At 64.3% G+C, this 16,251-nt stretch carries 18 protein-coding genes; 12 read left to right on the plus strand and 6 right to left on the minus strand.

The features are described 5' to 3' along the window. Positions 1 to 569 precede the first annotated feature (569 nt). From B0G62_RS00010 to B0G62_RS00025, 4 genes are all read left to right on the plus strand, one after another. Positions 570 to 1,784: a DUF2863 family protein gene (locus B0G62_RS00010; protein ID WP_103701333.1), complete on the plus strand. Its 1,215-nt coding sequence runs from the start codon at positions 570 to 572 to the stop codon at positions 1,782 to 1,784. 197 nt (positions 1,785 to 1,981) lie between these two features. Beyond that, positions 1,982 to 2,932, plus strand: coding sequence for a LuxR family transcriptional regulator (locus B0G62_RS00015; RefSeq protein WP_103701335.1), 951 nt, complete (start codon positions 1,982 to 1,984; stop codon positions 2,930 to 2,932). Positions 2,933 to 2,942: 10 nt separating this feature from the next. Then, positions 2,943 to 3,617, plus strand: a complete 675-nt coding sequence (locus tag B0G62_RS00020; RefSeq protein ID WP_103702825.1) for an energy-coupling factor ABC transporter permease — start codon at positions 2,943 to 2,945, stop codon at positions 3,615 to 3,617. A gap of 271 nt (positions 3,618 to 3,888) precedes the next feature. Continuing rightward, positions 3,889 to 4,587: a BspC domain-containing protein gene (locus B0G62_RS00025; RefSeq protein ID WP_103701337.1), complete on the plus strand. Its 699-nt coding sequence runs from the start codon at positions 3,889 to 3,891 to the stop codon at positions 4,585 to 4,587. A 114-nt stretch (positions 4,588 to 4,701) separates the two neighbouring features. Here B0G62_RS00025 and B0G62_RS00030 read toward each other — a convergent pair whose 3' ends face one another. After that, positions 4,702 to 5,865, minus strand: coding sequence for a M14 family metallopeptidase (locus tag B0G62_RS00030; protein WP_103701339.1), 1,164 nt, complete (start codon positions 5,863 to 5,865; stop codon positions 4,702 to 4,704). Positions 5,866 to 5,924: 59 nt separating this feature from the next. Next, positions 5,925 to 6,707, minus strand: a complete 783-nt coding sequence (yaaA, locus tag B0G62_RS00035) for a peroxide stress protein YaaA (protein ID WP_103701341.1) — start codon at positions 6,705 to 6,707, stop codon at positions 5,925 to 5,927. 65 nt (positions 6,708 to 6,772) lie between these two features. On the opposite strand from yaaA, the gene B0G62_RS00040 reads away from it, so the two are divergent. Together B0G62_RS00040 and B0G62_RS00045 are read left to right on the plus strand one after the other, a co-directional pair. Continuing rightward, complete coding sequence (locus B0G62_RS00040; RefSeq protein WP_103701344.1) at positions 6,773 to 7,273, plus strand: putative toxin-antitoxin system toxin component, PIN family; 501 nt, start codon at positions 6,773 to 6,775, stop codon at positions 7,271 to 7,273. 97 nt (positions 7,274 to 7,370) lie between these two features. Further along, entirely contained in the window at positions 7,371 to 8,573 is a 1,203-nt protein-coding gene (locus B0G62_RS00045; RefSeq protein WP_103701346.1) for a pyridoxal phosphate-dependent aminotransferase, read from the plus strand. A gap of 83 nt (positions 8,574 to 8,656) precedes the next feature. On the opposite strand, the gene B0G62_RS00050 is transcribed toward B0G62_RS00045, so the two are convergent. After that, on the minus strand, positions 8,657 to 9,298 hold the full coding sequence (locus B0G62_RS00050; protein ID WP_103701348.1) for a glutathione S-transferase family protein: 642 nt from the start codon (positions 9,296 to 9,298) through the stop codon (positions 8,657 to 8,659). A gap of 135 nt (positions 9,299 to 9,433) precedes the next feature. On the opposite strand from B0G62_RS00050, the gene B0G62_RS00055 reads away from it, so the two are divergent. The 5 genes from B0G62_RS00055 (at position 9,434) to B0G62_RS00075 (ending at position 13,674) form a co-directional block, all read left to right on the plus strand. Beyond that, complete coding sequence (locus B0G62_RS00055; RefSeq protein WP_103701350.1) at positions 9,434 to 9,619, plus strand: hypothetical protein; 186 nt, start codon at positions 9,434 to 9,436, stop codon at positions 9,617 to 9,619. Then, a complete protein-coding gene (locus B0G62_RS00060) occupies positions 9,616 to 10,407 on the plus strand; it encodes an oxepin-CoA hydrolase, alternative type (RefSeq protein ID WP_103701353.1) in 792 nt (263 codons plus the stop codon). Before B0G62_RS00055 ends, B0G62_RS00060 begins: the two co-directional genes overlap by 4 nt. A gap of 16 nt (positions 10,408 to 10,423) precedes the next feature. After that, a complete protein-coding gene (locus tag B0G62_RS00065; RefSeq protein WP_103701356.1) occupies positions 10,424 to 11,143 on the plus strand; it encodes a histidine phosphatase family protein in 720 nt (239 codons plus the stop codon). Positions 11,144 to 11,177: 34 nt separating this feature from the next. Further along, complete coding sequence (locus B0G62_RS00070) at positions 11,178 to 12,332, plus strand: phosphotransferase (RefSeq protein WP_103701358.1); 1,155 nt, start codon at positions 11,178 to 11,180, stop codon at positions 12,330 to 12,332. An 82-nt stretch (positions 12,333 to 12,414) separates the two neighbouring features. Continuing rightward, a complete protein-coding gene (locus tag B0G62_RS00075; RefSeq protein WP_103701360.1) occupies positions 12,415 to 13,674 on the plus strand; it encodes an acyl-CoA dehydrogenase family protein in 1,260 nt (419 codons plus the stop codon). A 24-nt stretch (positions 13,675 to 13,698) separates the two neighbouring features. Here B0G62_RS00075 and B0G62_RS00080 read toward each other — a convergent pair whose 3' ends face one another. Next, complete coding sequence (locus B0G62_RS00080) at positions 13,699 to 14,259, minus strand: hypothetical protein (RefSeq protein ID WP_244193065.1); 561 nt, start codon at positions 14,257 to 14,259, stop codon at positions 13,699 to 13,701. A 211-nt stretch (positions 14,260 to 14,470) separates the two neighbouring features. Here B0G62_RS00080 and B0G62_RS00085 point away from each other — a divergent pair, with 211 nt between their 5' ends. Further along, entirely contained in the window at positions 14,471 to 15,187 is a 717-nt protein-coding gene (locus B0G62_RS00085) for a glutathione binding-like protein (protein ID WP_103701364.1), read from the plus strand. An 88-nt stretch (positions 15,188 to 15,275) separates the two neighbouring features. On the opposite strand, the gene B0G62_RS00090 is transcribed toward B0G62_RS00085, so the two are convergent. Together B0G62_RS00090 and B0G62_RS00095 are read right to left on the minus strand one after the other, a co-directional pair. Beyond that, complete coding sequence (locus tag B0G62_RS00090) at positions 15,276 to 15,758, minus strand: MaoC family dehydratase (RefSeq protein WP_103701366.1); 483 nt, start codon at positions 15,756 to 15,758, stop codon at positions 15,276 to 15,278. Continuing rightward, positions 15,755 to 16,228 carry a MaoC family dehydratase gene (locus B0G62_RS00095; RefSeq protein ID WP_103701369.1) on the minus strand — a complete coding sequence of 158 codons (474 nt, stop codon included), beginning with the start codon at positions 16,226 to 16,228 and terminating at the stop codon, positions 15,755 to 15,757. The genes B0G62_RS00090 and B0G62_RS00095 overlap by 4 nt, the downstream gene beginning before the upstream one ends. Positions 16,229 to 16,251: the final 23 nt, after the last annotated feature.

Here is a 16,251-nt window from a genome sequence, read left to right on the forward strand (position 1 = left end):
TCACTTAAGAACCCGTCGCTCACTCAAAGCTGACAGGAATTTGAATCACTTCAAAAACCTGACTTACTTCTGTGTGAGACTCTTGATACTTTTGCCACTCCCGACCAATCCCGAAGGATCCGTCAGGCCGCACCCGCATCAAGCGCCCACACTTATCGGCTGTAAATTTTTAAAGATCGAGTCGCGAATCCTGCCGGGCATTCCAACCATCCGGCGGCTTCTGCGTCGCTGCGTCTGCAGCAGAGAAACGAGATTATGAAGGCTCTTTTTCGTTTCGTCAACATCTTTTTTCAGGCTACTGCTTGAAAGATGCCACCCGAACGACCCGCCGTTTCTCCCGGCAGGCTTCGCTGTCAGTACCGCAGGCAGCGAAGGAGCGGAATTCTAGTCACAGGGATGACACATGGCAAGTGTTTTCTCGACACGCCCCGCCCACGGCCTCCCCTCTTCATCCCGCGTTCTCGCGACACCGCGACACTCCTGCCGGCGCCCCCTCTGTAGGCCAAACCGATGGCCTGCCCGGAACCGACTAGAATGTGATGTTCTCCGCATCCAAACTCACAAGATTTATGCGCTCGCGAATCGCCAAACGCCTCCCCCCTGACGCCGACAAACTTGTCGGCCTGTCCCTCGCCCTGTTTGCGTCGGGCAGTCGCACCGAAGACCGCTTCTGGGAGGCCAAGCTCGACACACTGCTCGCGAAGGTCGTGCGCAACGGCAATCAGACTACGCTCGACGCCGCGCTCGATCATTTGCAGCAGAACCACCCGGATGCCTACGGCGCGCTGGCAGACATGGCCGAGACCCATAGCGAGTCGTTCCTCGTCGAGCACGACGGCGTGCAACATGAAGCGCTCCTCGTTGCCGTCCCCGTGCTTGCCTGGACGCGTTACGTCATTCCGTCGGGGCCGCTGAAGGCGGAAGCGTCGGACGCCCTGCGCACGCATCTGCAGGCGCATGTGCTGGCAAGCGGCTCGCGCGTCGCGATGGCGCCCTATCTCTATAGCATCGATCAACTGCCGCGCCATCACGTCGAGACCTGGCGTCTCGCGCAACAGCTCACGCAGGCCGCGCTCCATGGCACAGGCGCGAAGATCAGCGCGACCGAGCTGCCGGAGACGTCGCCCATTCTCGCCGATCCGCGCTTCCTGCTGGCCGTGGTGGCCGCGCCCGTCGGCACGCCGCTGTTCCGCTGGCAGGAAGAAGAGAACGGCACGCGCATCGAGCGCGGTCAGTGCCTCGAACAGTGGGCCACGCAAGGTGGCGCGAACCTCGCCGTCGTCATGCCGGGCTGCGAATTCGAGTGCCTGCTGCCGGACGCCTACTATTCGGCCTGCCGCGATGCCGACGAGCGCGTGCGACCGCACACGATCCGCACCGCCGTGCGCTATCTGCTCGACACGATCGGCGCGACGGCACAAGACCTGCGCGCCGTCGTCGCGGGCTTCGGCGAACGCCGCATCGACGAGTACCGCGTCGGCTTCACCAGGCGCGGCAGCAACGACGTTCTCTACGGTGTCGTGTGGCCGCTTTATGGCCGCGAGAATGGCGACGCTGACATCGACGAGGAACCGTCCGAGGAAAATGTAGGAGGCGGTCCGATCGAGGAGATCGTCGCACTGCTGAAGGAATCGGGCATCACCGATATCCGCCGCCACGCCGGCCGCTTCGAGCCGGAGTACTGCGACGACTGCGGCGTGCCGCTCTATGCCGATCCCCTCGGTGAGATTGTTCATGCAGAGATGCCGGAAGATGCTGAGCCTGTTCAGCCACACTTCCACTAAGCAACGCCGTGTTTTCCTACCGAGTCCCGCCTGAGTGCGGGACTTTTTTTTGCCCTATGTCCTACGCCATCTGGACAGGCCGTCGGAAGCTTCTCTTTTTGTCATGATGATGCTGTTGGCCCGGTTTCAAAGCGGTGTGCACAAACACTGTCACACCCGATATTTCGAGAGGCCTGATACGAGAGGAGGGTATCCCCATGCGGTTTGCAGTATTCAATCCGGACGCCGAAAGGCGCGAAGGGCTCAAGGCGCTGTTACGACAAATCGACCGGCGCGCACGCTTTAACGACGCACCCGACTGGCGCAGCGCCGAACGCGCGATGCAGCGCTTCACGCCGGACCTGCTGGTCATCGACTGGCATGAGGGCATTCTGCCGGGCGAGTTGCGTCACTTCGCAAACCGGCATCGAACGCTGCCCATCGCCGTGCTCGTGGACCGCACCGAACCGCCTCATAGCGTGCGGGCCGTGCTCGACGAAGGCGCGCGCGGCATCATCCGGCGCACGACCGATTCAATCCTCATCGTCAAGTTGCTGGAGTTGATTCTGCTAGGCGGAGATCATCTGCCCGCCGATATCTTTGGCCCGTCATGCTGTCCGCCCGGACCGTGGCCCGTGCCTCCGCGCCGCAACGCGAGAGGCAGCACCGCGCTGCGCAAGGGCAAGCCCAGGATCGACCTCTCGCCGCGCCAGGAGCAGATCCTGCGTTGCGTGCATATGGGCGGCACGAACAAGATGATCGCCCGCGCACTCGGCATCAGCGAGGGCACGGTCAAGGTCCATCTGGCGAGCATCTTCCAGCAACTCGGCGCCCCTAACCGCGCCGCCGCCGTCGCGATCTACAACGGACTGCTGGCCAACCAGTTGCAGGTGCTACGCACACGTCGCGAAAGCGCGCCGAAACCCTCTTACGGCGAACATGGCCAGGTGCCGTTACGCAAGCGCAGCAAAACGGCCTTTCGCTATCCGTTGCAGACAGACGACACCCTTGAAGCGCTACCGCTCGCCGCGGAGCCGGCCACGCCCTACAGGGCCGCCGCGCCGGACGCGCTTGAAGCGCCCGCACCGCTGGCCGGCTCGCCGTCGGAGGCGAGCGAAGAGCAGGACGCGTCGCCCGGATGCGCACACGTTTTGCCCTCCAACGAGTAATATGAAGCACATGGGATTCCTATACACGCCGCTGCCGCTCTGGGTGATCGTCGTTGCATGGATTGCATCGGCGGGACTGCTCGCGCTCGCGTTATGGAACAACCCCTTCAAGCGCCTGCAGGACGCAACGCTCCAGCATGTGTGGCTCGCCATCATCGTGGCCGTCGCCGTGCTGTGGGCGAGCAACGCGTGGCTCGAGGACGGCACCGTGCTGCATCTGCTTGGCGCCACCCTCGTCGTCACGCTGTTCGACTGGGGACTCGCACTCGTTGCCATGGCGGTCGTGGTGGCATTGGCCGCCGTGGTGTTCGACGCGCCCTGGGACGGCGTCGCCCTCACCTTCCTCGTATTCGGCGCGTTTCCAGTGGGCGTTTCGACGCTATTGCAGCGTGCCTGCATCGCGTGGCTGCCGCGCAATCTGTTCATGTTCATCGTCGGGCAGGGGTTCGTCTCGCCCGCCATTGCGGTGTCAGCGGCGGCGTATCTCGCGCTTGGCACTCACCTGACACTGAACAACGGTTCGATGCTCACCGTGCCGGCTGGTTATGCGTTTAGCGTATTCCTGCTCGCGTCTGGCGAAGCGTGGTTCACCGGCATGGCCACCGCCCTGATCGCCGTCTATCGCCCTGCCTGGGTCACCACCTACGACGTGCGGCGCTATCGCCTCGGCGGCCCGCGCGCCTGACTTCCTGGGTCGCGCTGAGTCGCACTGGGTAGCTGCGGCATTGCTGCACACATCATCCGACAGGTTCCTCGAACGCCGCGCCGTAAGCCTGCGCTAGAATGGCCCAGCGTCCCAACGCGCACGGCCTGACTGGTGCGGACTATCCGCCAGCCGCGCGCAAATCGACTGCCTCAGCCGTTCGTACGAATTTATTTGTTGCGCGCCTGGAACTCATACCCGCGCCGCGGCATCTTACGGTGCCTGACGTCCCACCCTCATCAAGAACAATCAGATGGACCGCAACAACGCATCCCGCCAGTTGCTGACCGTATTCGGCCGACTGGCCGCCTGCGCCGCGAGCCTTGCGCTTCTGTGCTCGCTCCCGGCCCAGGCCGATCAGCTCGAACAGCAAAACGATCTCATCAACACCTACGTCACGCAAATGCATGCCGATCCGCTTGTCGCCAGTTGCGCGGCACACGGCAAGTTCATTGCCAGCACGTCGACCGTGCTCGATCACGTCGAGTTTCCACCCAGCTCCTTCGACAGCGCGCACGCCACCGTGACGCCCTGGAACGATTCGTTCGACGAAGGCAAGCAGCGTGTGAAGGTCGATACGATCGTGACCGTCGATGGCGTCGGCGTGCCGCAGGACAGCAGCCACGAACCCTACGACCTCAAGTTCCGCTGCGGCTATGTGGGCCAGCAGATCCTCGCGTTCAGCTGGAACGATCCTGTGCCGCCGTCGCGCGCGCATAGTGAAAGCAGCGCCGCTGCGGGCGGCACGTCCGCGCATGTGAGCGGCAGACACAGCGGCAAATCGAAGAAAGCCATCGGCAAGGGCAAGAGCAAGGGCTCGAAGAAAGCGACTTCGGGCAAGTCGAGCCACAAGTCGTCCGCGACGTCCAAGAGCAGCACGAAGACCTCGTCGAAATCGTCGAAGTCCACTCCGAAGAAAACGTCCGCAAAAAAGAAGTCGACGGCGCACTGATCTCGCGCGCTTCGCCCTGAAGCGCACGCGGTCAAAGGCGCGCCAGAAAACAAGAAGGGGGAAGCGGCTCACACCGCTTCCCCCTTTTTCACAGGGTCACGCCCGCTACGCTATTCAGGCGAACGTTTCGACGTGATGCAGGATAGCCTGCAGCATCGCGGCGCCGAGCGCGGCACTGCGCTCGCCATTCCAGCCCACACGTTCGTCGGGCAGATTCGCATTGTCCTTGAACGGCATTTCCAGCGTGAGCGACAGGCAACCGTACTTGTGACCGATGTACTTCGACGCGAGCTTCAGCGCATCTTCGCGATAGCGGCTTGCTTCGTAGCCATGCTTGTCCTGGAAATCCGGGCTCGCGATCTTGAACGCCTCGATGAACGCGGCCTGTTCCTTGCGCTGCTGCTCGGTAAAGCCCGGCAGCATTTCCGAGCCGGCCACGAACACGTACGGCAGCGTTTCATCGCCGTGAATGTCGAAGAACAGATCGCAGCCGGTGTCCTCGATTGCTTCGCGCACCAGCAGCACTTCGGGGCTGCGTTGCGCGTCCGGCTCCAGCCATTCGCGGTTTAGGTTCGCGCCTGCCGCATTGGTGCGCAGGTTGCCGTGGCGGCTGCCGTCCGGGTTCATGTTCGGCACGATGTGGAACACCGCATGGTCGAAGATCTTGCGCGCGACCGGGTCGCCCGCCCAGTCGCCCATGCCCGCGAGACGCTTCACCAGCCCTTCGACGAACCACTCGGCCATCGTTTCGCCCGGATGCTGGCGCGCGATGATCCATACCGTCTTCTTGGGCTTGCCTGCGGGCGTGTCGTCGCCCGGCGTCGCCAGCGTGAGCAGCGACATCGGCCGGCCTTCGACGGTCTGGCCGAGTTCGGTGAGCATCGCGTGCGGCAGTTGCTGCATCGTGCCGATGAATTCGGAATGGCGCTCTTCGCCGTACGGCTCGAAATAGGCGTAATAGATGCTGTCGAAATCGGGCGTGTGATCGATCGTCAGCACCTTGCCGTCGTACGAGGTCGGCACGCGGAACCAGTTCACGCGGTCGTAGCTCGCGACCGCCTCATAGTTACGCCAGCCTTCGGGGAACGCGCACTGCGCAGCGTTCTCGAACGTCATCACGCAGCGTTCGCCGCGCACGCCCGAGATGCGGAAGTAGAACCACTGCGCGAATTCCGACTGGTTATCGGGGCGCACGCGCAGGCGGATCTTCTCGGCCTCTTCGCACGACAGCACTTCGATCGCACCCGCGTCGAACTGGCTGGAAATGGAAATCGTCATGACTTTTCCTTCGCTGGGTCAGCAATCAGGAGGGTTTGGTCGAGTCGCTCAATGAGCGCTCAGTCGGCAATGCGCCGGCGGAATACATAAGTGGAATCGTTCGATGCGTCGGCATCGAACGCGTAGCCTTCGACATCGAAGGCCTTGAGCGCTTCGGGCTCGGCGATGCGGTTCTCGACTGCATAGCGCGCCATCAGGCCGCGCGCGCGCTTCGCGTGGAAGCTGATGATCTTGTAGCGGCCGCCCTTCCAGTCCTCGAAGACCGGTGTGACGATGGGCGCGTCGAGCTTCTTCGGCTTGACGGCCTTGAAGTACTCGGTGGACGCGCAGTTGATGAGCACGCGCGCGCCCCGGTTGTTGCGCTCCAGCTGCGCGTTGAGCGCGTGCGTGATGCGCTCGCCCCAGAACGCGTAAAGATCCTTGCCGCGCGAATTCTCGAAACGCGTGCCCATTTCCAGTCGATAAGGCTGCAGCAGGTCGAGCGGACGCAGCACGCCATAGAGCCCCGAAAGCACCCGCACATGGTTCTGCGCGTAGTCGAGATCGTCATGCGAGAGCGAGCGGGCGTCGAACCCTTCGTAGACATCGCCGTTGAAGGCCAGCACGGCCTGCTTGGCGTTGTCGCGGCTGAATCTGGTCGACCAGTCGGCGTAGCGCTGGAAATTCAGCCGCGCGAGCGGGTCCGAAATGCTCATGAGCGTGCCGATCTGCTGCGGCGACAGGCGGCGCAGGCCGTCGATCAGTTCGGCGGCATCGTCGACGAAATCGGGGATGGTGTGGGCGTCGATGTGCGCCGGCGTGTCATAGTCGAGCGATTTGGCCGGCGACAGAACGATTATCATAGAGGCTTGCAGGCACCCAGGTGCCGATGTTCAAAGGCGAAAGCCCGATTGTAGCGAATTCACGAATGACCGGTTTCACGCCTCTTGACCCCGCACCGCCCCAGACCGATGCCGCACCGCTGACCGTGGTGCTCGATTCCAACGTCTGGCTCGACATCCTCGTCTTCGACGACCCGCATACGCGGGCGATCCGCACCGCGCTCGAGGGCGGCGCGCTGGCCGCGCTGATCGACACGCGTTGTCAGGGCGAACTGGCTTACGTGCTCGACTATCCGCAGTTCCAGGGGCGCGGCACCGACAAGGCGGGCGCGCTCGCCATGCTGGCCACGCTGGTGCGCCAGATCGAGACGCCCGAATTGCCCGCCGACGCGCGCGCGCTGCCGCAATGCCGCGACCGCGACGACCAGAAGTTTCTGGAACTGGCGCGCGCGAGCGGCGCGGCGTGGCTCGTCTCGAAGGACCGCGCCGTGCTCAAGATGGCAAAGCGCATTGCGCGCGACTTCGGCTTTCGCATCGGCACGCCCGATACCTTCGTGGCCGAATGCGGGCTGGCCGCCGCGCCCTGAAGGGTACTGAATCGCAGTGAAGCGCGCACTGAAGCGACGCGCGCGCCCCTGCCCTACAATCAACCTTCCCGTCCCTCCGTCTTCTACCGTCCGCGCCATGAACGCACCGCATCCTTCGCAAGATTCGACGCAAACTTCGCCGCAAAACCTGCTCACACCCTCTTTTCCATCGCGCCTGCCCAATGTCGGCACGACGATCTTCACGGTGATGAGCGCGCTAGCCGCCGAAAAAGGCGCGGTGAACCTGGGCCAGGGCTTCCCCGACTTCGGCTGCGACGAGCGCATTGTCGATGCGGTCGCGCAGGCCATGCGTGACGGTCACAACCAGTATCCGCCGATGGCGGGCGTGGCCGCGCTGCGCGAAGCGATCTCCGACAAGATCGCGAGCGTCTATGGTCGCCGCTACGACGCCGCCAGCGAGATCACGGTGACGGCGGGCGCCACCCAGGCGCTGCTCACGGCGATCCTCGCGACCGTGCATCCCGGTGACGAAGTGATCGTGGTCGAGCCGACCTACGACAGCTACTTGCCGTCGATCGAGCTCGCGGGCGGCAAGCCCGTGTTCGTGACGCTCGAAGCGCCCGACTACGCGATCCCGTTCGACCGCCTCGCGGCGGCGATCACGCCGAAAACGCGCCTGATCCTCATCAACACGCCGCACAACCCGACCGGCACGGTCTGGCGCGCCGAGGACATGAGGAAACTCGAAGAAATCGTGCGCGGCACCCACGTGCTGATCCTCTCCGACGAGGTCTACGAGCACATGGTCTACGACGGCCAGCCGCACGAGAGCGTCGCGCGCTATCCGGAACTGGCCGCGCGCAGCTTCATCGTGTCGAGCTTCGGCAAGACCTATCACGTCACGGGCTGGAAAGTGGGCTATGTCGCGGCGCCCGCCGCGCTCACGGCGGAATTCCGCAAGGTGCATCAGTTCAACGTGTTCACGGTGAACACGCCGATGCAGGTCGGCCTCGCGCACTATCTGCGCGATCCGCAGCCGTATCTGGAACTACCGGCGTTCTATCAGAAGAAGCGCGACTTCTTCCGCGCGGGCCTGGCCAACTCGCGCTTCAAGCTGCTGCCCTGCGAGGGCACCTACTTCCAGTGCGTCGATTATTCGGCGATCAGCGACTTGCCGGAGGCCGAGTTCTCGAAGTGGCTCACGGCTGAAATCGGCGTGGCGGCAATTCCGGTGTCGGCGTTCTATCACGAAGCGCATGAATCGGGCGTCGTGCGCTTTTGCTTCGCGAAGCAGGAAAGCACGCTCGCCAGCGCACTCGAACGCCTCGCGCGCCTCTGACGCGCACGCGACGCCAAGCCCGCGCGATGCGACCGCAAACGACCTGTCGTTGCGGCGCATCGCCCGAAGCGTCGATCATCGCCTCAGCGCGTCGCCTCGATATACGCCTTGCGATCCGCGCCGACGCGCTGCGCCGCAGGCCGGGCGCCCAGCAGCTTCACATACGCCTTCCAGTCCACGCCGGCCTCGGCCAGCATGTCGCGACCGTAGATCGCCTGCGTCGCCATGCCGATGAGCGGCAGATTCACGAACGCCGACATATCGACGATGCCAAACTGCTCGCCGCGCGCATACGGCGCGAAAGTGGCCAGACGCTTGAGGCTCGCGATATGGCGCGTGACGCGCTTCTCCACGCTCTTCTTGACCTCCTCGCTCACCGTGCCGCCGAAGAACGCCTCGGGATAAAGCTCGCGCACGGCCAGTTCCAGATGCGTCTCGATCACCGCGATCAGCTCGCGCTCCTTGGCCGCCTGCCACGGATCGGCGCTAAAGATGCGTTTGTCGGGAAAGCGCGCCGCCAGATACTCGACAATCACTTCCGACTCGCACAGAAAACCCTGCTCCGTCTCGATGAACGGCACCTTGCCCGTGGCCGACTGGGCGAGTTGCGCTTCGGCGAGCGGCAGCTTCGTCAGCACTTCCTCGAACTCGATGCCGTGTTCGAGCAGCACGAACTTGACCTTGTTGTAATAGTTCGAGAGGGCAAAACCATGCAGCTTGATCATCCTCGTTTCCTCCTGGGAGCGACGGCCTGCGTTCCGGCTCCGGGTGAACCCGCAGCACGCCGGGAAAGCGCAGAACCTTTTTCATAAAAATGTACGACCGTGCTATTCTAGGCCAATCATGGAGCCACGCTTCCAATGACTTCACATCATTTCAACATTGAGACAACCGGCGCCGCGCCCATCAATGCGCAGGCCAACTCCGCCGACACCTTCGCCAAACTCGCGGCAAAAGGCAAGCTCGACGCGTCGCGCATGAGTTCTGGCGCGAATTGCGTCAGCGCCGTCCATCCGCACACTCTCTCGACCGAGGCATCGCAATGAGCGCCGAACTCCGCACCACCCGCCCCGATCATCACGAATCGACGCTCGTGCTCACCTTGTCGAATCCCGGCGCGCGCAACGCGCTGCACCCCGACATGTATGCCGCCGCAATCGAAGCGTTCGACGCGGCCGAGCGCGACGAGTCGCTGCGCGCGATCATCCTCACGGGCGCGGACAACTTCTTCTGCGCGGGCGGCAACCTGAACCGCCTGCTCGAAAACCGCGCCAAGGACCCTTCGGTGCAGGCCGCCAGCATCGACATGCTGGCTCACTGGGTCACGGCGATGCGCCAGTCGAGCAAGATCGTGATCGCCGCCGTCGAGGGCGCCGCCGCGGGCGCGGGCTTCTCGCTCGCGCTGGCCGCCGATCTGCTCGTGGCCGCCGAAGACGCCAAATTCGTGATGGCCTATTCGCGCGTGGGCCTCACGCCCGATGGCGGCGGTTCATGGTTCCTCTCGCATGCGCTGCCGCGCGCCCTCGCCTTCGAGGTGATGCTCGAAGGCAAGCCGATCGGCGCGCAGCGTCTGGCCGACCTGGGCGTGGTGAACCGGGTGGTCAAGCCGCAGAGCGCGCTCGACGCGGCGCTCGCGTGGGCCGACGAACTCGCGAAAATCTCGCCGAACTCGGCCTCGCGCATCAAGGCGCTGACGAGCACCGCGCCGCTGCAAACGCTCGACGCGCAACTCGTCGACGAACGCGATAGCTTCGTGAGCTCGCTGCATCATCGCGACGGACTCGAAGGCATCACCGCGTTCCTCGAAAAGCGCACGCCGGTCTACAAGCGCTAAACCGGCGATCAAAACCATGAGCGAGTTCCAGTTGCCCACGCGCCGCCGCCTCTATCTGATGCGCCACGGCGACGTCACCTACTTCGACGACAGCGGCCGCGCGATCGACCCCGACACCGTGCCGCTCAACGAAACCGGCCGCGCCCAGGCCAGCGCTGCGGGTCAGGCGTTCGCGCAGCAAGGCGTGCGCTTTGACCGCGTGATCGTGAGCGGCCTGCGGCGCACGGTCGAAACGGCCCAGCGCGTGCTGGTCGCCACGGGGCAGAAGATCGCGCTGGACGAACAACCCGCGTGGCAGGAGATTCGTGGCGGGCGTCTGGCCGATCTCGCGCCCGCCGATGTCGAGGACGCGTTCCTGCGCGCCTTCGACGGCGTCGTGCCCGAAGAGACGCGTTTTCTCGGCGGCGAGTCCATCGGCGAGTTGCTCGATCGCGTGCTGCCCGCCGTGGCCGCGCTGCGCGCCGATCCGTCGTGGGACACCGCGCTGCTGGTGCTGCACGGCGGCGTGAACCGCGCGATCCTCTCGCACGCCATCACGGCGGGCGGGCGCGCGTTTTTCGGCCACCTCGCGCAGACGACGGGCTGCATCAACGCGCTCGATGTGGGCGCAGCGCCCCACGACTGGGTCGTGCGTACGCTCAACTACGCCCCGCCCGCGCCGCTGCATCGCGACGTGCGCAACACGACGATGGAGATGCTGTACGCGCAATATCTGCGCTTTCGCCCTGAGCGCTAGCGCGGACCACCCATACTGGAGAAGGGAGACAGACATGGCGCAAGCCACGCCGGATGGAGACACAACCCGCAGTAGCAGCGACAACAAAAACAAAAGCGACGCCGATCGCTCGACCGACTTCTCGGCCTTCGAGGGCACGCGCCCGGTCGCCGAACGTCAGCGCTTCGATACGGCGGCGCTGGCCGCATGGCTCACGGCGCACGTTGCAGGCTTCGAAGGACCGCTCACGGTCGAACAGTTCGCCGGCGGCCAGTCGAATCCCACTTTCAAGCTCGTGACGCCCACGCGCAGCTACGTGATGCGCGCCAAGCCCGGCCCGAAGGCGAAGCTGCTGCCCTCGGCGCACGCCATCGAGCGCGAATACCGCGTGATGGACGCGCTCGGCGCCACCGAGGTGCCGGTCGCGAAGATGCTCGCGCTGTGCGAGGACGAAAGCGTGATCGGCCGCGCGTTCTACGTGATGGAGTTCGTCGAGGGCCGCGTGCTCTGGGATCAGTCCTTGCCCGGCATGACGCGCGAAGAGCGCGGCGCGATCTACGACGAGATGAACCGTGTAATCGCCGCGCTCCACAACGTCGATCCGAACGCCATCGGCCTCGCCGATTACGGCAAGCCCGGCAATTACTTCGCACGCCAGATCGATCGCTGGAGCCGTCAATATCAGGCATCAGAGACGGAATCGATCGAGGCGATGAACCGCCTGATCGACTGGCTGCCGCAGCATATTCCCGACGAAAACGCCGAAGGCAGCGCGCGCGTGTCGATCGTGCACGGCGACTTCCGCCTCGACAATCTGATCTTCCATCCCACCGAGCCGCGCGTGCTCGCGGTGCTCGACTGGGAACTGTCGACGCTCGGCAACCCGCTCGCGGATTTTTCGTATCACTGCATGGCGTGGCACGTGGAGCCGGGGCAGTTCCGCGGCATCGGCGGGCTGGACTGGGCCGCGCTCGGCATTCCCGATGAGCAGCAGTATGTACGCCGCTATTGCGAACGCACGGGCCTCACGATCCACGGCGACTGGAACTTCTATCTCGCCTACAACATGTTCCGCATCGCGGCCATCCTGCAGGGGATCATGAAGCGCGTCGTGGACGGCACGGCCGCCAGCGCCCAGGCGGCCGACGCCGGCCGCCGCGCGAAACCGATGGCCGAACTCGCGTGGCATTACGCGCAGAAGGTTCGCTGAGGCATCGGCGTTCAGTCTGCGTACGCAATCCGCACTCGATTCTGCTCAGTGCTTTCTTAGTGCTTTATTGACGAGGTCCTGGATGAATTTCGATTACACCCCGAAAGTGCAGGCGCTGCGCGAGAAGCTACTCGCGTTCTTCGACCAACATATCTATCCGAACGAAGCCGTCTATCACGCGGAAGTCGAGCGCAACCGCGCCAACGGTAACCCGTGGGTCGCCACGGAAATTGTCGAACAGCTCAAGGTCAAGGCGCGCGAAGCGGGCTTGTGGAATCTGTTTCTGCCCGAGTCGCATCGCGGCGCGGGCCTGACGAACCTCGAATACGCCCCGCTGTGCGAGATCATGGGCCGTGTAATCTGGGCGCCCGAAGTCTTCAACTGCAGCGCGCCCGACACGGGCAACATGGAAACCATCGAGCGCTACGGCAGCGACGAGCACAAGCGCCAGTGGCTCGAACCGCTGCTGCAAGGCCAGATCCGCTCGGCGTTCCTGATGACGGAGCCGGAAGTCGCCTCGTCGGACGCCACCAACATCCAGACGCGCATCGAACGCGACGGCGACGACTATGTCATCAACGGCACGAAGTGGTGGTCGTCGGGCGCGGGCGATCCGCGCTGCGCGGTCTATATCGTGATGGGCAAGACCGATCCCGACGCGCCGCGCCATGCCCAGCAGTCGATGATCCTCGTGCCCGCCGACGCCGCCGGCATCACGGTCAAGCGCCCGCTTACCGTGTTCGGCTATGACGACGCGCCGCACGGGCACATGGAAATCCAGCTCGAAAACGTGCGTGTGCCCGCATCGAACATTCTGCTGGGCGAAGGGCGCGGCTTCGAGATCGCGCAAGGGCGTCTGGGCCCGGGCCGGATTCACCACTGCATGCGTCTGATCGGCCTCGCGGAACGCGCACTGGAGTTCATGTCGAAGCGTGCGCTCTCGCGCGTTGCTTTCGGCAAGACCATTGCGCAGCAGACCGTCACGCAGGAGCGCATCGCCGAGGCGCGCTGCATGATCGAGCAGGCGCGCCTGCTCACGCTCAAGACCGCGTACATGATGGACACCGTGGGCAACAAGGGCGCGCGCGGCGAGATCGCGATGATCAAGGTCGTGGCGCCGGGTATGGCCTGTCAGGTGCTGGACTGGGCCATCCAGGTGCACGGCGGCGGCGGCGTGAGCGGCGACTTCCCGCTGGCGTATGCCTACGCGCAGGCGCGCACGCTGCGTTTCGCCGATGGCCCGGACGAAGTGCACCGCAACGCCATCGCCAAGCTCGAACTCTCGCGTTATATGGATGCGGGCGCGGCTTCGCGCGTGGAGATGCCGGTTACGCGCTCGTAATACGCCGAATACGCCGAATAGCCGTCATGGCTGCGTGGCGAGCGCTCTCGCCACGCCCGCCAGCGTGCGCTTGCGGATCCATCCGCTCGACGCACGGATGGCGAACCAGTACGGCGTCATCAGCGCTTTCGTGCCGAACGACGGGCAATCGACAAAGGTTTCGGTGACGAGGCGGGTGCCGGACGGCCCTCCCTCCGGCACCCGAAAGCGCAAGACCAGTCGGGCGATGTCCGCACGCGTGAGCGCGATGAATGCCGCCGCATCGGCCACTTTCACCAGCCCGAAATCGGGACGCCAGAAGCGGCCGGCGAGACCGAACGTCAGCTCGCGGTCGTCTCGATGCAATGGCGTGAATGCGGACAGATCGAACGGCTCGCACGGCTTGCCGCCCATGCGCTGCACGAGCCGCTCGGGCCATTCGCGCACGCGCAGCAGCGCGTCGATGACCGGATCGTCGCGCATGTCGAATGCCGCGACGGCTTCGATGACGCGCGACGGCGGCGCGTCGCCCACTGCCGCTTCGTGCCGCTCGTAAAACGTGTAATGCTCCAGAAATGGCGCGGGCGACGCAGTTCGATCGGCCATCGTATCCATTGTCTTCATCGAAAATAAGCAGGCAAAATCGCCTTCCGTGAGCGTTGCCCGTCATGATGCCATCGCTTGCCGCCAGGCGATTTCCACGCTGGCATTGAGGTCACTTTCGCCGCTTCGGCGGCGTGCATCGAACTATGCTAACGTCCGCGAGATCCGGCGCGCGGCAACGGTGCGCCTCCCTCTGGTGCTTTAAGGAGTCACGATGATCGACGTCTATAGCTGGGCCACGCCCAACGGCCACAAAGTCCATATCATGCTGGAGGAAACCGGTCTCGAGTACCGCGTGCATCCGGTCGATATCGGCGCGGGCGACCAGTTCAAGCCCGAATTCCTCGACATCAGCCCGAACAACAAGATCCCGGCCATCACCGATTCCGAAGGCCCGGTGCGCGCGGACGGCAAGCCGTTCTCGCTGTTCGAGTCGGGCGCCATCCTGATCTATCTGGCCGCGAAGACGGGCAAGTTCATGCCCGAAGACCTCGCCGCGCGCTACGACGTGCTGCAGTGGGTGATGTTCCAGATGGGCGGCCTCGGCCCGATGCTCGGCCAGGCGCATCACTTCCGCATCTACGCGCCCGAGAAGATCGAGTACGCGGTGAACCGCTACACCAACGAAGCCAGGCGTCTCTACAACGTGATGGAAACGCAGCTCGAAAAGACCGAATATCTGGCGGGCAACGAGTACACCATCGCCGATATCGCCGCGTTCCCGTGGACGCGCTCGTGGCAGAACCAGGGCATCGATCTCGACGCGCTGCCCAATGTGAAGCGCTGGCACGAGACCATCGCGGCGCGGCCCGCGGTCCAGCGCGGCGTCGAAGTGCTCGCCAACGCGCGCAAGCCGCTCATGGACGACAAGGCCAAGGAAGTGCTGTTCGGCGCCACGCAATACGCGAAACACGACTCGAAGGCGGCGTAACGCCTTTACTGTCGAGCCGATAAAAAAGGGCGTCTGGTGCAAAACCAGACGCCCTTTTCACATCCGCCGCACGCGGCGGAAGAAACGATCAGAAATAGTGCCGCGAGATGAATTCGGCGATGCAGGCGGGACGCTCGCTGCCTTCGGTTTCGAGGCTCACGTTCCAGACGACCTGCGCGCCGCCGCCCTCGACATCGCTCACTTCCTTGACGCCGAAGCGGCCGCGCAGCTTCGCGCCCACCGGCACCGGCGAGGTGAAACGCACGCGGTTGAGCCCGTAGTTCACGCCCATGCGCTGACGCAGCCTGATCGTCGATGCCAGCAGCACCGGCACGAGCGAGAGCGTGAGAAAACCGTGCGCGATCGGGCCGCCGAACGGCGACTCGCGGCGCGCGCGTTCCTCGTCGATGTGGATCCACTGATGATCGCCCGTGGCATCGGCGAAACCCTGTACGGCCGGCATGTTCACTTCGCGCCAGGGGCTCACGAAAGGCTCGGCGCCCACGAGCGCGCGCAAGGCGGCCAGATCGGGAATCTCTACGGCTGTCGGTGCGCTTGCGACGTCGCTCATGCAGTGTCTCCTGTGGTTTGAGCGCCCGGATGGCGCAGTCCGAACATTCCCTTCGACGAAACCGTCACGACGAGTTCGCCGTGCTGGTTACGCCCTTCCCAGCGCGTTTCGACGATGCCGCGATCGGGCTTGCTCTGCGAGACGCGCTTGCTCACGACGATATTGGTCATCGAAAGCGTATCGCCCACGCGCACCGGCTTGATCCAGCGAATCCCGTCGAGGCCCGGCGAGCCCATCGAGGTCGAGTCCTTGAAGAAATTGCGCACCAGCATACCCATCATGATCGAGCAGGTATGCCAGCCGCTCGCCACGAGCGCGCCGAACATCGACGCCTCGCCCCCCGCCTCGCTCAGGTGGAACGGCTGCGGATCGTACTTCTGCGCGAACTCCACGATCTCCTCGCGCCCGAACGTGTGCGAGCCGACTTCATACGACTTGCCCACTTCGAGATCTTCATAACTCAAACCCATCGACGGCTCTCCGAATCGTTCAA

This window comes from Paraburkholderia eburnea, assembly GCF_002917095.1.
Classification (GTDB): Bacteria; Pseudomonadota; Gammaproteobacteria; order Burkholderiales; family Burkholderiaceae; genus Paraburkholderia; species Paraburkholderia eburnea.

Coding starts and splice junctions, on each gene's coding strand:
- B0G62_RS00010 (WP_103701333.1), top strand. CDS start 570: ATGCGCTCGCGAATCGCCAAACGCCTCCCCCCTGACGCCGACAAACTT.
- B0G62_RS00015 (WP_103701335.1), top strand. CDS start 1,982: ATGCGGTTTGCAGTATTCAATCCGGACGCCGAAAGGCGCGAAGGGCTC.
- B0G62_RS00020 (WP_103702825.1), top strand. CDS start 2,943: ATGGGATTCCTATACACGCCGCTGCCGCTCTGGGTGATCGTCGTTGCA.
- B0G62_RS00025 (WP_103701337.1), top strand. CDS start 3,889: ATGGACCGCAACAACGCATCCCGCCAGTTGCTGACCGTATTCGGCCGA.
- B0G62_RS00030 (WP_103701339.1), bottom strand. CDS start 5,865: ATGACGATTTCCATTTCCAGCCAGTTCGACGCGGGTGCGATCGAAGTG.
- yaaA (WP_103701341.1), bottom strand. CDS start 6,707: ATGATAATCGTTCTGTCGCCGGCCAAATCGCTCGACTATGACACGCCG.
- B0G62_RS00040 (WP_103701344.1), top strand. CDS start 6,773: ATGACCGGTTTCACGCCTCTTGACCCCGCACCGCCCCAGACCGATGCC.
- B0G62_RS00045 (WP_103701346.1), top strand. CDS start 7,371: ATGAACGCACCGCATCCTTCGCAAGATTCGACGCAAACTTCGCCGCAA.
- B0G62_RS00050 (WP_103701348.1), bottom strand. CDS start 9,298: ATGATCAAGCTGCATGGTTTTGCCCTCTCGAACTATTACAACAAGGTC.
- B0G62_RS00055 (WP_103701350.1), top strand. CDS start 9,434: ATGACTTCACATCATTTCAACATTGAGACAACCGGCGCCGCGCCCATC.
- B0G62_RS00060 (WP_103701353.1), top strand. CDS start 9,616: ATGAGCGCCGAACTCCGCACCACCCGCCCCGATCATCACGAATCGACG.
- B0G62_RS00065 (WP_103701356.1), top strand. CDS start 10,424: ATGAGCGAGTTCCAGTTGCCCACGCGCCGCCGCCTCTATCTGATGCGC.
- B0G62_RS00070 (WP_103701358.1), top strand. CDS start 11,178: ATGGCGCAAGCCACGCCGGATGGAGACACAACCCGCAGTAGCAGCGAC.
- B0G62_RS00075 (WP_103701360.1), top strand. CDS start 12,415: ATGAATTTCGATTACACCCCGAAAGTGCAGGCGCTGCGCGAGAAGCTA.
- B0G62_RS00080 (WP_244193065.1), bottom strand. CDS start 14,259: ATGGCCGATCGAACTGCGTCGCCCGCGCCATTTCTGGAGCATTACACG.
- B0G62_RS00085 (WP_103701364.1), top strand. CDS start 14,471: ATGATCGACGTCTATAGCTGGGCCACGCCCAACGGCCACAAAGTCCAT.
- B0G62_RS00090 (WP_103701366.1), bottom strand. CDS start 15,758: ATGAGCGACGTCGCAAGCGCACCGACAGCCGTAGAGATTCCCGATCTG.
- B0G62_RS00095 (WP_103701369.1), bottom strand. CDS start 16,228: ATGGGTTTGAGTTATGAAGATCTCGAAGTGGGCAAGTCGTATGAAGTC.